Here is a 13,653-nt window from a genome sequence, read left to right on the forward strand (position 1 = left end):
GCAGCGAGGAAGAGGAGCCAGCGATGGGCAGTGATGAGTACCGCGACAAGTTCGCGATCGTGGGGATCGGCCAGACGCCGACCACCCGGACCCATGGCGAGGGGAAGAGTGCCCAGCAGCTGGAGGCCTGGGGCGCCCGGCTGGCGATCGAGGACGCGGGCCTGAGGCGCGAGGACATCGACGGAGCCATCCACGTCGGCCCGCGGGGCAACGGAGTCGACGGCTACTCGCGCAAGATCGGCCTCCGGACGAACTTCTTCATCCCCATCTTCCGGGGCGGCGCCAGCACGATCGAGGCCATCCTGCTCGCCACCGAGGCGATCTCCACCGGCAACGCCACCAACGTACTGATCACCGTCGGTACGACCGCCTACTCGGACACTCACTCCGCGACCAAGGGCGAGGGAAACCAGATCATCCGCTGGTCGGTGGGCGGCGACTCGCAGACCGGTCTGGAGGAGCTCGGCTTCTACGCGGCACCGGGCGCGGCCACGGTCCACGGCTGGTGGGCCTCCCGCCACATGCACGAGTACGGCACCACGCCCGAGCAGCTGGGCGCGGTCGCGATGGCCGGGCGGGCCTGGGCCAACCTCAACCCGGAGGCCCGCTTCTACGAGAAGAAGCTGACCCTGGACGAGTACATGAACTCACGGATGGTCGTGCATCCGTACCGGCTCATGGACCACTGCGTCATGGCCGACGCCGGCGCCGCCTTCATCGTCACGTCCGCCGACCGGGCGAGCCACATGAGGAAGCAGCCGATCTACATCAAGGGCGTCGGTCTGGGCGACGGGGTGCGGGAGATCTGGTGGAACAAGACCAACTACACCCAGAGTGACGCCCGCCACGCCGGACAGGTCGCCATGCGGCAGGCCGGCATCAAGCTCTCCGACATCGACCTGGCGAACTTCTTCGACCCCTTCACGATCGAGATGATCTTCTGGGCCGAGGACTACGGCTGGTGCGAGAAGGGCGAGGGCGGGGCGTTCATCGAGTCGGGCGCCACCGCACCCGGCGGCTCGATCCCGATGCAGACCTACGGCGGCCTGCTCTCCGGCTACCACATCGGCGACATGGGCAACATCATCGAGTCGGTGCGCCAGCTGCGCGGCGAGCGCGGTGACAACCAGATCGAGGGTGCCGAGATCGCGATGGCCAACGGCAGCGGAGGCGAGTACGTGCTCCCCTACATGGCCCCGATCAACGGAACCGCCATCTTCGGCAACACCCTGTCCTGAACCCCGCCACCCCCGCAATCGGCCGTAGAGGAGACGCACCATGGCAACCGTACTGACCCAGAGCGAGGCCAAGCTCGGCGACTGGGTGCACCGGAAGATCCAGAACATCGATCCCGACCTGGCCCCCTTCTGGCAGGGCTTCAACGAGCACGAGTTCAAGCTGTGCCGCTGCTCGCGCTGCGGCAGCTGGTGGTTCCCGTACGCGGTCTGCGACCGGCACCCGGAGATCCCCGACTTCGACGTGATGGAGTGGGTGCCCAGCAGCGGCCGCGGCACCATCTTCGCGATGCTGGTCATCAACCAGGTCGTCGACATGGCGTTCGCCGGCGAGGTCCCCTACGCCATCACCATCGTCGCCCTGGACGAGGGCCCGCACTTCCCCGCCCGCATCATCGGCGACCCCAGCCAGGTCGCGATCGGCTCGCCGGTCGAGGTCGTCTTCCTCGACAGCGCCGAGTCCGGCCAGACGCTACCGCTGTTCCGGCTGCGCCAGGACGCGGCCTAGAGCGCGCGAGGAAGGCCGTCGAATGAGTGCCACCCCGAACACGCAGAACCCGGCGCCGGCCCGCACATCGAGCGACGCCCTGGAACCGGAGATCTTCCGCTACTCGGTCGCCTCGATCGGCGAGGAGCTGGAGATCAACATCACCCGGACCGCGTACTCCCCCCTGGTCTACGAGTGCAAGGACTACAGCGTCGGCTTCCTGACCCGGGACTTCCGGCTCTTCGCACAGTCGCAGGCCAGCATCCCGATCTTCGTGTCGGTGCTGGGGCGTCCGGTCCGTGACGCCGTGGAGATCATCGGCGAGGAGAACCTCGACCCGGGCGACGTCCTGGTCACCAACTTCTCCGACGTCACCGGCGAGCACATCAACAACACCATCCTCGCCTCACCGCTGTACGACGCCGAGGGCCTCGTCGGTTATGTGGCGATCCTCGTGCACTGGGCCGACCTGGGCGGGATGGTGCCGGGCGGCATCTCGTACGCCTCGCGCAGCGTCTTCCACGAGGGCACCCGCTACCGCGGTCTGCGCGTGATGCGGCGCGGGGAGATCGTGCCCGAGGTCCTGGCGACGATCCAGGCCAACACCTGGCAGAAGGAGGCCCTCACCGGCGACCTGATGTCACAGGTCGCGGCCTGCAAGCTGGCGACCCTGCGGTGGACCGAGCGGATCGCCTCGCGCTGGACGCCCCGGCAGGTCCGCGAGCTGATCGAGAACAGCCTGCTGGCCAGCGCGGCCTACGCGCGACGCCAGGTGGCCGCCTTCCCCGACGGCGCGTACGAGGCCACCAAGCCCTGGACCTTCCAGGCGGACGGGATCACGGTCGACCTGACCTCCACGATGCGGCTGACCATCGCCGGCGACCGCGTCACCGTCGACCTGTCGGGTCTGCCACCGCAGACGGTGCTGCCCATCAACTGCGGTGCCGACGGCGGCGGCGCGGCCTCCATCCGCGTCGCCTTCAAGCTCCTCTTCGGCCCCGACTGGCCGGTCGACGACGGCTTCTTCGAACCGCTGGACGTGGTGATCCCGGACGGGACGATCGCCAGTGCCGGGCCCAACGCGCCGATCTGCCAGTGGAACGCCATGGTCCCGCTGCTGATCGACCTGTTCCTGCACGCGATCGGACAGCAGCACCCCGACCTCGTGCCGGCCTCGCACTTCGCCTCCCAGGCGGCCGCCGGCATCCTCGGACAGCACCCCGACGGCACCCGGTGGATGGCCCACGCGGGCGACTTCTCCGGCGGTCTGGGCGCGGACCGGCACGCCGACGGGTTCGGGCCGGTGAAGAACCTCATGTTCGGCGACTTCCCCAGCGTCCCGATCGAGATGATCGAGAAGACCGCCCCCGTGGTCGTGCACAGCTTCCGGCTGCGCCGCGACTCGGGCGGGGCCGGACTGCACCGGGGCGGACCGGGCGTGGAACGCGTCACCGAACTGCTCGCCGACGCCGGCTACATCAACCTCGGCGAACAGACGCATCCGGCGCAGGGGCTGGCCGACGGGCAGCCGGGCGAGCTCGGCGGGGTCCACATCCTGCCCGCCGGCGAGACCGAGTGGCAGTCGCCCCCCGAGCGGGACTCCGACAAGCGGCTCTCCGCGGGCTCCCTGCTGCGCTTCCGCAGCGGCGGTGGCGGCGGCTGGGGAGCCCCGCCCGCGGCCGCCGGCTGACGGCCGTGCCAGACACCTCCCCGAACCGAGGCTGGAAGAGAGCCGAGATGGGATCTGACAAGCAATCAGGATCCGTCAGCCGCGTCGGTTGCGACATCGGTGGCACGTTCACCGATGTCGCGGCCGTCGACGAGGACGGACGGCTGGTCGTGGGCAAGCGACTGACCACACACGGAACCGAGTCCCAGGCGGTGCTCGCCGCCGTACGCGACACGGGCGTGGACCTCACACGCGATGGAACGATCGTCGCGCACGGGACGACACTCGTCATCAACGCACTGCTGGAGCGACGGGGTTCCGCCGTCGGCCTGGTCACCACCGAGGGGTTCTCCGACGTCCTCGACATCGCCCGCGCGAACCGGCAGGAGGGCTTCAACCTCCGCTTCGTACGCAACCCTCCTCTCGTGCCGCCGGAGCTGCGCTTCGAGATCCCGGAGCGGACCCGGGCCACCGGAGAGATCACGCGCCGGCCGACCGAGGCGGAACTCGACGCACTCGCCGAGAAACTCAGGACCGCGGGCGTCGAGGCGGTGGCCATCGCGCTGCTCAACGCGTACGTCGAGCCCGCGAACGAGACCTATGTCGCCGAGTACCTCACCCGCGTCCTGCCGGGCGTCCCGGTGACGACGTCGTCCTCGCTCAGCCGGCAGTGGCGGGAGTACGAGCGCTTCACGACCGCCACCGCCAACGCCTATGTCGCCCCGGTCGCCGACCGGTACCTGCGGCAGCTGCTGTCCGGGCTGGGCGAGGACGGGTTCGACGGCCAGTTCGTCGTGCTCGACTCCAGCGGGGGCGCGATGACGGTGGACGTCGCCACGCGCTTCCCGATCCGCGCCGTCGAGTCCGGTCCGGTCGCGGGCGTCATCGGTGCGCGGACGCTCGCGGCGGGCCTGGGCATCAAGAACTTCGTCGTGTTCGACATGGGCGGTACGACGACGAAGGTCTCGTTGGTGGAGGACGGTGACTACGCCACCATCGACCAGTACTGGGTCGGCGGCAGCTCGCGCGGCCTCCCCCTCCAGGTCAACACGGTCGACGTGGTCGAACTCCCCATCGGCGGCGGCTCGATCGCCTGGCTCGACGACGCCGGCCGGCTGCGCGTCGGCCCGCGCTCGGCGGGCTCGCAGCCCGGGCCGGCCTGCTACGGCCTGGGCGGCACCGAGCCCACGGTCACGGACGCCAACCTCTACTGCGGCCGCCTGGACAAGGACCACTTCGTCGGCTCGCTCACGCTCGACGTCGGCGCCGGGGCGGCGGCGATCGAGCGCCTGGCGGCCAAGGCGGGCATGACGCCGATGCGGCTGGCCCTGGGCATCCTGAAGCTGGCCAACCTCCAGATCGCCGCGGGCATCCGCCGCCAGACCCTCGAACGAGGGCGCGATCCGCAGGAGTTCGCGATCCTGGCGACGGGCGGCGCGGGGCCGATGCACGGCTGCGAGGCCGCCATGGAGGCGGATCTGGGCGAGGTCCTGGTCCCCCTCTACCCCGGTCACTACTCGGCCTTCGGCATGCTCGGCGCGAATCTGCGCCTCGACCGGCGCGAGGTCATGCTCGGCCTGCTCCGCGACGTCGATCCGGCGAGCCTGACCCAGACCCTGGAGCGGATCTCCGGCGAGTTGGCGAGCGAGCTGACGGGCGGCACCAGCGGAGTCTTCGACATCCACGTCCGGCACTCGCTGGCCATGCGCTACCGGGGCCAGGACCACACCGTCAAGATCGACGCCCCGTACGAGGGACAGAAGCCCCCCGCCGACGTGGCCGACCGGTTCCACCGCGCCTTCGAGGAGGAGTACGTCCGCCGCTACGGCCACCTGGACCCGTACTCCGACGTCGAGGTCGTCGAACTGGAGGTCGTGGCCGAGCGGGAACTGCCGCAGGTCGTCGCCGTGCACAAGGGCGGCACCGAAGGGACCACGGGTGAGATCGAGTCGCGCTGGGACGACAGCGAGGACCCGGTCGTCTCGAAGGTCGTGCCACGCGGCACGCTCACCGTCGGCGACCGCATCGAAGGCCCCGCAGTCGTATACGAAGAGGGGTCCACCACCGTCATCCCGCCGGCCGCGACGCTGGAGGTCGTCGAGGGCGGCACGCTGCGCATCCGTTTCGCCGGGTCGCGGGTGCTCGCCCCCGCGGAGGGAGAACAGCGATGACGAGGCTCAACAATTTCATCCGGGCCCTCGATGCGGGCACGTCGCAGGTGGTCGGCGTGCACGCCGAGAACAGCGACCATCACCGGATACGACGGCTCGGCGAATCGGATCTCGACTTCGTCTGGCTCGACATGGAGCATGTGGATTTCGATTTCCCGATGCTCGGCGAGAGCCTCCAATGGCTGATCAGCCGTCGTCATATCCGGAACACGGGTGATCCACTCGCCGGACCGACACCACTGGTAAGGGTCCCGACAAACGCGTCGGAGCACAATCAGTGGATTATCAAGCACGTACTGGATTACGGCGCCTTCGGGATTGTTCAGCCACGCGTCCAGACCGCCGACCAGGCCGCCTCGTTGGTCCGGTACAGCCGCTATCCGCAGGGGCTGGAAGGCTCAGGCCCCGAGGGTGAGCGCGGATTCTACGGCGGAACCGCCGCGCGTTATTGGGGCACGTCTCTGTCCGACTACGTGAAGCTGGCGGACCTGTGGCCGCTGAACCCTGACGGCGAGGTGATTCTGAAGCTGACCATCGAGGACCATGTCGGCGTCAAGAACATCGAGGACATCGTCAAGGTGCCGGGTATCGGTGCCCTGATCTTCGGGCAGGGCGACCTGAGCCTCTCCATGCTGGGGCGGCTGGATCCCAATCATCCGGACCTTCGCGAGTCGCAGGAGATCGTGCTGCGTGCCGCTCGGAAAGCAGGCGTGGCGGTCGGAACCACGGTCATTCCGCAGGCGACTCTCGCGGGCAGGCGCATCATGCCGGGCGACGGCTACGAGGAGGACGTCGCGCGGGAGTTCGAGCGCGGATTCCAGTTCGTACTCATCCCCGAGGACGAAAGGCCCAACGAAGTCACCTCGCCCGCCCGTCCGTAGCCGGCCGTGCGGGGCGACCCGGTGTGAGACGGCGCGGGACGCGCACGGGTGAAGTCCAGGGCGGTGCGGAGCCGTCCTGGACTCATTTGTTGCATATAGATGTCGTATCCAATCGTTGGATGACCCATGCTATCGTTTCCAGATCGTTCCCTCCCGCGTCTGGGGTGGGTCAAGGCCTAGTGACGAGTTGCGATGGAGATATGAGCGGGCATCGGGCCAACAAGGCCGCGGAGATTGCATCCATGCTGGAGAAGGCGATCGTCGGTGGCGATCTCGCCCCGGGTACCGTCCTGCGACAGGACCAGCTCTCCACAGAGCTCGGCGTGAGCCGGACGCCCATCCGCGAGGCCCTTCAGCAGGTGGCTGCCCTCGGTCTCGTCACCATCGAACCCAACCGCGGCGCGCGCGTGCGGATGCCCACCCGCGAGGAGGTCACCGAGCGCTGGCTGATCCGCTCCGAGCTGGAGGCGCTGGCCGGTGAGCTGGCCGTGGAGCGGATCACCCGGACCCAGCTCAAGGATCTTCGCGCGACCGCCCGCCAGGTGGCCAAACTGACAGAACAGATAGCGGCGAGTCAGAGCGACCGCGAACTGCAGTGGCTCGACAGCGAGTGGAACGCGGCCAACATGGCGTTCCACGACCTCATCCTCGAAGCGGCAGGCGCACCGCTGCTCGCGCGGACGGTGCGGTCGATGTACAACGTGGTGCGCAGTCCGCTCATGTGGACACCGGACTCCCGCCTCACGGAGCTGGCCCGCAAGGCCGACGAACAGCACAAGGCGATCGTCGAGGCGTTCGCGTCCAAGGACCCCGATGTGCGCGACCTTCTGCGTCGGCACATCCGCGACTCGCTCGACTTCGTCACCGAGTCGCTCTTCGACTCCAGCAGGCATCAGCCCCGGTTGCTGCCGCCGAACCTGGCCCAGCTCTCGGCGCGCTGAGCGCGAGTACGTTGCAGCGAATGCCCTCCTCCCGTTCCTGGTGCTCACCGGCTCGTTCTGCAACCAGGGAAGCCCTGGTCGCAGACCGAATGGCGAAACGATCCGACGAGCTAGTGCCGCTGACGCGGCACTAGCTCTCCATTTCCGCCAGGCGGGACTTGAGTCGCCACTTGCCGTCGTCACCCCGCACGAAATCGTCGGTGAGACGGCCGAAGGCGACATTTGCCGAACCCTTCTCCTCAGCGCCGAGGCGGATGAGGTAGGACGTCACCTTCGCGGTGTCGCCGGTGACGACGACGGATGGATTCGTGACGACGTTCTTGTGCCAGACCGCGGGCGCGTGGGTGTGACGGTCGAAGTAGGCACCGATCTCGTCCTGGCCGTGCACACGGACGTTGTATTCGGGGCGGGTGCGCACTTCGACGGCGTAATCGGCGTCGGACGTGAAGGAGCCCAGGAACAGGTCACGGTCCCCGTAGTCCATCGCCAGAGCCGTGCCGTTCATGGTGTCGACAATCGCTCGTTCGTCCTCAAGCCGGCGCAGACGCTCGGACAGCTGGGCAGGCGAAAGATCGGACATGGGTCCTCCTCGGACAATCGCGTGGGACGAACGTCGGTTTGCGGTCGACTTGTCGGCAGAGGTCGCGGCGGCGGCGCCGAGTCCGGTCACCGCGGCTGCGGTAAGCAGCAGTACCGCCATCCTTCTCAGCCGTCTGTTCCGTTTCTGTGTGGCCATGACTTTCCTCCGCTTCCCTTTCTCCACCGCTGCAGGCAGCAGCTCATACTCATGTCGACAAGGCGGCCGGTATGGGATGGCTCGTTTTCGATGACCGCAGCGCCGACAAGCGCCCCTCATGAACTCGCCGGGGCCGCACTCGCGTCCGCGACGGGATCAACTCCCAACGTCGGAAAATGCGATCGGCCGGCGCGGCTTCATGTCGCCCGCCCACGAGGAACACTGCGGAAAGCCCGCCAGAGCTGATCCGCAAGGCGACGTCCACCGCCTCGCGCACTCCACTCTATTCACTTCACGCTTGTAACCACAATAGCGCACGATCACTTCAACCTTGTAGCCATCCAAGGATCGCGAAGCGCCGCGGGGAGCCGCGCCGGCCGGATCACGGGCAGCCCGCGATGACGGCCAACTCCCTCCGGCAGGAAGCGTGTTGATGTGCCAGGCGGTCGACGATCCTGCCGACGGCAGCCGTCGGCATCGACGGGAACGATCACCTGGTGGCGAGGCCATCCATACGTCCCTGGTGGTACGGGATCTGGTACCCCGGCGGTATTCAGCGGCGGCTGATTAGTCCTGTGGTCCGTCGCGCCGGACACTCCTGCTGCCTACCCTGAGGGGATTCCGGCAGGCCGCACGAGGCCCACGGTTTGCCGTCTCTTACACGGGTCTCCGTATCTGTCGCCGAATCGAAAGAGCGGTATGGCCACCGAACTTCCCGAGCCAACCGATATTCCCTCCACTGAATCCGCACCGGATCCGTCCCGGCGCACGTTCCTCGCCGCGGCCGGCGCTGTCGGTGGTGCCGTGGCGGCCGGTGGTGTCGTCGCGGGACCGCCCGCGTTCGGCGCCGAGGACACATCGAAGGTTCCACCCGGCGCAGGAGGCAGGATGAGAGTCATCGGACTCGAAGAGCACTACATGTCCGAGGTCATCTGGGACGCGAACGGAGACCACCCGCTGAAGCGGCTGACCAGCCCGGAGACCCAGCGCAGGCTTCACGACCTCGACGGACAGCGGATCGCCGACATGGACGCCGCGGGCATCGACGTCCAGGTCCTGTCACAGACCGCGCCCGGACCCGAGAACCTGCCGGCGGACCTCGCCGTACGCCTGGCCGCCGAGGCCAACGACCGCGTGGCGCAGGCGGTGGCCGCTCATCCGGACCGTTTCGCGGGCTTCGCCACGCTGCCGATGTCCGATCCGCGGGCGGCCGCCGGGGAGCTTGAGCGTGCGGTGGACGAGCTCGGGTTCGTCGGCGCGCTGATCAACGGCAACATCGGCGGCCGGTACCTGGACGACGAATCCTTCTGGCCGGTGTTCGAACGCGCGGAGGCGCTCGGAGTGCCGATCTACCTGCACCCCAACATTCCGCCTCAGCCGGTGGTGGACGCCTGCTACGCGGGCTTCCCCGAGGCTGTCAGCCTGACGCTGGCCACTGGGGGGTGGGGATGGCACGTCGACACCGGGCTGCACTCGCTGCGACTGGTCATCGCAGGGGTCTTCGACCGGTTCCCACGCCTGCAGATCGTTATCGGGCACATGGGTGAGTCACTCCCGTCGATGATCTGGCGTGCGGATGCGACGCTGGGCCGGGTCGTGAACCTGGCACGGCCCTTCAAGGACCACTTCTACGACCACTTCCACATCACCACCAGCGGCTTCTTCGACCACGCCCCCTTCGCCTCCGCCCTGCAGACGTTCGGCGCGGACCGCATCCTGTTCTCCGTCGACTACCCCTTCAGCAGCAACACCCAGGCCCGCGCCTTCCTGGACGACCTGCCCGTCACCCCCACGGACCGGGCCAAGATCGCTCACGCCAACGCAGAGCGGCTGCTGAAACTGGGAGCGTGACCCGCGGTCCACCGTCGTCACGGACCACGTCGGACCCGCAGCGCCGTCCGGCCGGTCCACCGCCTCCAACTGCCGGTCCATGCCCACACGGCGGACCGAACCCCGGCCGGCGTGCAGGCATCCACCCAGAAATGTATCCATTATTCGGATACAATCGACGCATGCACCGACAACGCCTGATGGCAATCTTCGTCGGACTCCCGCTGGTGGTTGTGGTCGGCTGCACACGTAGCGACAACGGCGGCACCACTCGCGCCGGCGAGACGCCGACAAGGCGGCCCGCCAGCGCGGAGGCCAGCACATCCACCCCCGCGCCAACCTCCGCGCGCGTCGATCCCGTGTCCATTCCAGGGCTGATCAAGCGACCGCATCATGGATCCGATCTGCGACTCGGATCCGTCCTCGCCCGTAACGACGCCTACACCCGCTACGCCATCACGTACCGGTCCGACGGACTGACCATCTCCGGCATCATGAACATCCCCCGGGGCAAGGGGCCGTTCCCGGCCGTAGTCCTGGCGCACGGCTACATCGACCCGGCCACCTACACCACCGGCCAGGGAACGCCCCGGGAACAGGACCTCCTGGCCCGCCGCGGGTACGTCGTCCTGCACACCGACTACCGCAACCACGCGGGCTCCGGCAAAGACCCCGACAACGACGTGGACCTGCGCCTCGGCTACACACAGGACGTCATCGGAGCCGTGCTGGCCCTGCGCTCGTCCGGCCGTCCCGAGATCGACGGCAACCGCGTCGGTCTGCTGGGCCGGTCGGAGGGCGGGGGCGTGGTGTACAACACGCTCGTGGTGGCACCGGGGCTGGTGGACGCCGCGGTGGTCTACGCGCCGGTGAGTTCGCGCCCGGCGCAGAATGTCGAGCGCTTCCAGCGCCACCCGCAGCCCGGCTGGGGCCCGCCCGACCCGGTGGTCCGCGAGATCGACAAGAAGCACGGCACGCCCAGGGGGATTCCGGCCTTCTGGAAGGACGTCGCCCCCGTCACCTATGCCGACCGGATGACCGAGCCCCTGCTGATCCAGCACGGCACCGCCGACAACATCTGCCCCGTCGCCTGGTCGGAGCAGACCGCCGCCGCGTTCAGGGCCGCGGGCAAGGACGTCGAACTGCGCAAGTACCCCGGCGAGGGGCACACGTTCGGGCCCCGGTGGCGGGCCTCGATGGATGTGACGCTCGACTTCTTCGCCCAGCACCTGCATTGACCGCCGCGGCTCATCGCGTCCCACGCGCAGGAGTCGGACGCGCGAGGTCCGGCCGGCCCTTCGGCCGGCCGGATCTCGTTCCGCGCCCGGTGTAGGACCTGCCGGGTCAGACGGTGACCGGCTCCTCCTCCGGCGCACCCTGTCCCGCGGCCGCGGGTACGGCCTTGTTCAGGCGTTCGCCCTCGACGTCCACATTGGGCAGCGCCTTGTCGACCCACTTCGGCAGCCACCAGGCCCGCTCGCCGAGCAGGGCGAGGACGGCCGGGACGATGGCCATGCGCACCACGAAGGCGTCGAAGAGGACGGCGATGGCGAAGCTGAAGCCGAAGAGCTTGGTCATCCCGTCGGAGGAGGCGAGGAATCCGGCGAAGACGGAGATCATGATGACCGCGGCGGCCGTGACCACCTTCGCGCTGTGCCGGAAGCCGGTGACGATGGCATCGCCGGGGCTCGCGCCATGGACGTAGGCCTCACGCATGCGGGTGACCAGGAAGACCTCGTAGTCCATGGCCAGGCCGAAGACCACGCCGATCATGAAGATCGGCACCAGGCTCATGATCGGGGCGGTCTCCTCCACTCCGAACACCCCGGAGAGCCAGCCCCACTGGAAGACCGCGACGACCGCTCCGAGGGCCGCCAGCACCGAGAGCAGGAAGCCGAGGGCGGCCTTGAGCGGGACGAGGATCGAGCGGAACACCACGATCAGCAGAAGGAAGGCGAGTCCCACGACGACGATCAGGTAGGGGATCAGCGAGTCGCTCATCCGCTGCGAGAAGTCGATGTTCACCGCGGTCAGGCCGGTGACCAGGACACTGGCCCCGGTCTGGGAGGTGATGGAGGCGCCGCTCTGACGGATGGCCTTGACCAGCTCGGTGGTCTCCTCGGAGGACGGCCCGGACTTCGGTATGACGGTGATCACCGCGGTGTCGCCGGCCTTGTTGAAGGTGGCCGGGGCGACGGAGGCGACGTCGTCGAGTGCCCGCACGGCGGCGACGACCTCGCCGGCGGCGGCCTTCGGGTCGTCGCTCTTCTTGGCGTCGACCACGGTGATCAGCGGACCGTTGAAGCCGGGGCCGAAGCCGTCGGCCAGCAGATCGTAGGCGCGTCGTTGCGTGGTGGAGGTGGGCTGGGTGCCGTCGTCGCCGAGGCCCAGTTCCAGCGAGGTCATCGGTATGGCGACGACTCCGAGGCCCACGACACCGGCCAGCAGGACGGCGACCGGGCGGCGCAGGACGAACCGCACCCAGCGGGTGCCGATACCGGGCTTCTCGGCGCCGCCCGCGTTCGAGGCCTTCGCGGGGGCCTCACCGTTCTTGCGGGCCTTGCGGACCTTGCGGGGCAGCACCTTGTCACCCGCGATACCGAGCATCGCCGGGGTGAAGGTCAGGGCGACCAGGACCGTGAGGGCGACCGTGGCGGCCGCGGCGATGCCCATCTTGGTCAGCACCGGCACATTGACCACGGCCAGGCCGACCAGGGCGATGATGACGGTGAGACCGGCGAAGACGACCGCGGAACCCGCCGTGCCGACGGCTCGGCCGGCCGCCTCCTCGCGTTCGTGGCCTTCGGCCAGTTCACTTCGGTAGCGGGAGACGATGAACAGCGCGTAGTCGATGCCGACCGCCAGGCCCAGCATCATTCCCAGGGTGCTGCTCTGGGTTCCCAGGCCCACGGTGTTGGCCAGCGCGAAGAACCCGGCCAGTCCGATGCCGACGCTGAGGATGGCGCTCAGCAGCGGGAGTCCGGCCGCGACCAGCGAGCCGAAGGTGATGAACAGCACGAAGGCCGCGATCACCACACCGACGATCTCGGTCGCGCTGCTCGCCGGCCCCGCCGCAGCGGCGTCGCCGCCGACCTCCGCGACCAGGCCCGTGGCCCGTGCCTCGTCGACCGCCTTGAACAGGGCGTCCTTCGCCGGGTCGCCGAGTTCGTCGCCGCTGACCTTGTAGGAGACCGAGATGTACGCCGTCCTCCCGTCCCGGCTGACCGCCTGGGTGGTGTACGGGTCGTTGACCGTGGCGACCTCCGTGGAGCTGCTCTTGAGCTCCTCGACCAGCTTGCGCACCTCGGCCTTGTTCGCGGCGTCGGTCATCTTGCCGCCGTCCGGCGCCTCGAAGACCACGCGGGCGGTGGCGCCGTCCGAACTGGAGCCGGGGAAGCGCTCGTCGAGCAGGTCGAAGGCGCGCTGCACTTCAGAGCCCGGGATGGCGAAGCCGGAGTCCTTGGGAGAGGCGGCGGAGGCTGCGGCCGCACCCGACACCGCCAGGACCGCCACCCAGAAGAGGGGGACGAGGAAGCGTCGCCTGAAGGCAAATCGTCCTAGTTTGTAGAGATACACAGCCACGAAGACATACTCCGATCAAGTCGTGCATAGCCAAAGGGGTTGGTGAGGTTGTTCCGACGACATGAGCGGTGCGCGTCAGGTGATGAGGTGGAGCTGTGGGGACACCGGCAGGGGCGGCGAC

General features: G+C 68.6%; 10 protein-coding genes. 8 read left to right on the top strand and 2 right to left on the bottom strand.

Going from position 1 to position 13,653, the window contains the following annotated elements; all coding sequences use genetic code 11:
* Positions 1-23: 23 nt before the first annotated feature.
* The 6 genes from ACIRA5_RS25260 (at position 24) to ACIRA5_RS25285 (ending at position 7,384) form a co-directional block, all read left to right on the top strand.
* Positions 24-1,238 (top strand): thiolase C-terminal domain-containing protein, encoded by a 1,215-nt coding sequence (locus ACIRA5_RS25260; RefSeq protein WP_403693954.1) that lies wholly within the window; start codon positions 24-26, stop codon positions 1,236-1,238.
* A 40-nt stretch (positions 1,239-1,278) separates the two neighbouring features.
* Entirely contained in the window at positions 1,279-1,743 is a 465-nt protein-coding gene (locus ACIRA5_RS25265; RefSeq protein WP_403693956.1) for a Zn-ribbon domain-containing OB-fold protein, read from the top strand.
* Positions 1,744-1,765: 22 nt separating this feature from the next.
* Positions 1,766-3,412, top strand: a complete 1,647-nt coding sequence (locus ACIRA5_RS25270) for a hydantoinase B/oxoprolinase family protein (RefSeq protein ID WP_403693958.1) — start codon at positions 1,766-1,768, stop codon at positions 3,410-3,412.
* Between the two features lie 47 nt (positions 3,413-3,459).
* Positions 3,460-5,562, top strand: a complete 2,103-nt coding sequence (locus tag ACIRA5_RS25275) for a hydantoinase/oxoprolinase family protein (RefSeq protein ID WP_403693960.1) — start codon at positions 3,460-3,462, stop codon at positions 5,560-5,562.
* Entirely contained in the window at positions 5,559-6,443 is an 885-nt protein-coding gene (locus tag ACIRA5_RS25280; protein WP_403693961.1) for an HpcH/HpaI aldolase/citrate lyase family protein, read from the top strand. The genes ACIRA5_RS25275 and ACIRA5_RS25280 overlap by 4 nt, the downstream gene beginning before the upstream one ends.
* A gap of 200 nt (positions 6,444-6,643) precedes the next feature.
* A complete protein-coding gene (locus tag ACIRA5_RS25285) occupies positions 6,644-7,384 on the top strand; it encodes a GntR family transcriptional regulator (protein ID WP_403693962.1) in 741 nt (246 codons plus the stop codon).
* Positions 7,385-7,514: 130 nt separating this feature from the next.
* Here ACIRA5_RS25285 and ACIRA5_RS25290 read toward each other — a convergent pair whose 3' ends face one another.
* Positions 7,515-7,964: a nuclear transport factor 2 family protein gene (locus ACIRA5_RS25290; RefSeq protein WP_403693964.1), complete on the bottom strand. Its 450-nt coding sequence runs from the start codon at positions 7,962-7,964 to the stop codon at positions 7,515-7,517.
* 1,044 nt (positions 7,965-9,008) lie between these two features.
* Between ACIRA5_RS25290 and ACIRA5_RS25295 the strand changes: the two genes are divergently transcribed.
* Both ACIRA5_RS25295 and ACIRA5_RS25300 read left to right on the top strand, forming a co-directional pair.
* The gene (locus ACIRA5_RS25295) at positions 9,009-9,971 is read left to right on the top strand and encodes an amidohydrolase family protein (RefSeq protein ID WP_403693965.1); all 963 of its coding nucleotides are present in this window, start codon (positions 9,009-9,011) and stop codon (positions 9,969-9,971) included.
* A 161-nt stretch (positions 9,972-10,132) separates the two neighbouring features.
* Positions 10,133-11,188 carry an alpha/beta hydrolase family protein gene (locus ACIRA5_RS25300; RefSeq protein ID WP_403693967.1) on the top strand — a complete coding sequence of 352 codons (1,056 nt, stop codon included), beginning with the start codon at positions 10,133-10,135 and terminating at the stop codon, positions 11,186-11,188.
* Between the two features lie 106 nt (positions 11,189-11,294).
* Here ACIRA5_RS25300 and ACIRA5_RS25305 read toward each other — a convergent pair whose 3' ends face one another.
* Positions 11,295-13,532 carry an MMPL family transporter gene (locus ACIRA5_RS25305; RefSeq protein ID WP_403693969.1) on the bottom strand — a complete coding sequence of 746 codons (2,238 nt, stop codon included), beginning with the start codon at positions 13,530-13,532 and terminating at the stop codon, positions 11,295-11,297.
* Between the last annotated feature and the right edge of the window lie 121 nt (positions 13,533-13,653).

The organism is Streptomyces sp. NPDC096311 (assembly GCF_044763085.1).
Classification (GTDB): Bacteria; Actinomycetota; Actinomycetes; order Streptomycetales; family Streptomycetaceae; genus Streptomyces.

Excerpts from the sequence above, each read along its gene's own strand:
- ACIRA5_RS25260 (WP_403693954.1), top strand. The coding sequence starts at position 24 with ATGGGCAGTGATGAGTACCGCGACAAGTTCGCGATCGTGGGGATCGGC.
- ACIRA5_RS25265 (WP_403693956.1), top strand. The coding sequence starts at position 1,279 with ATGGCAACCGTACTGACCCAGAGCGAGGCCAAGCTCGGCGACTGGGTG.
- ACIRA5_RS25270 (WP_403693958.1), top strand. The coding sequence starts at position 1,766 with ATGAGTGCCACCCCGAACACGCAGAACCCGGCGCCGGCCCGCACATCG.
- ACIRA5_RS25275 (WP_403693960.1), top strand. The coding sequence starts at position 3,460 with ATGGGATCTGACAAGCAATCAGGATCCGTCAGCCGCGTCGGTTGCGAC.
- ACIRA5_RS25280 (WP_403693961.1), top strand. The coding sequence starts at position 5,559 with ATGACGAGGCTCAACAATTTCATCCGGGCCCTCGATGCGGGCACGTCG.
- ACIRA5_RS25285 (WP_403693962.1), top strand. The coding sequence starts at position 6,644 with ATGAGCGGGCATCGGGCCAACAAGGCCGCGGAGATTGCATCCATGCTG.
- ACIRA5_RS25290 (WP_403693964.1), bottom strand. The coding sequence starts at position 7,964 with ATGTCCGATCTTTCGCCTGCCCAGCTGTCCGAGCGTCTGCGCCGGCTT.
- ACIRA5_RS25295 (WP_403693965.1), top strand. The coding sequence starts at position 9,009 with ATGAGAGTCATCGGACTCGAAGAGCACTACATGTCCGAGGTCATCTGG.
- ACIRA5_RS25300 (WP_403693967.1), top strand. The coding sequence starts at position 10,133 with ATGCACCGACAACGCCTGATGGCAATCTTCGTCGGACTCCCGCTGGTG.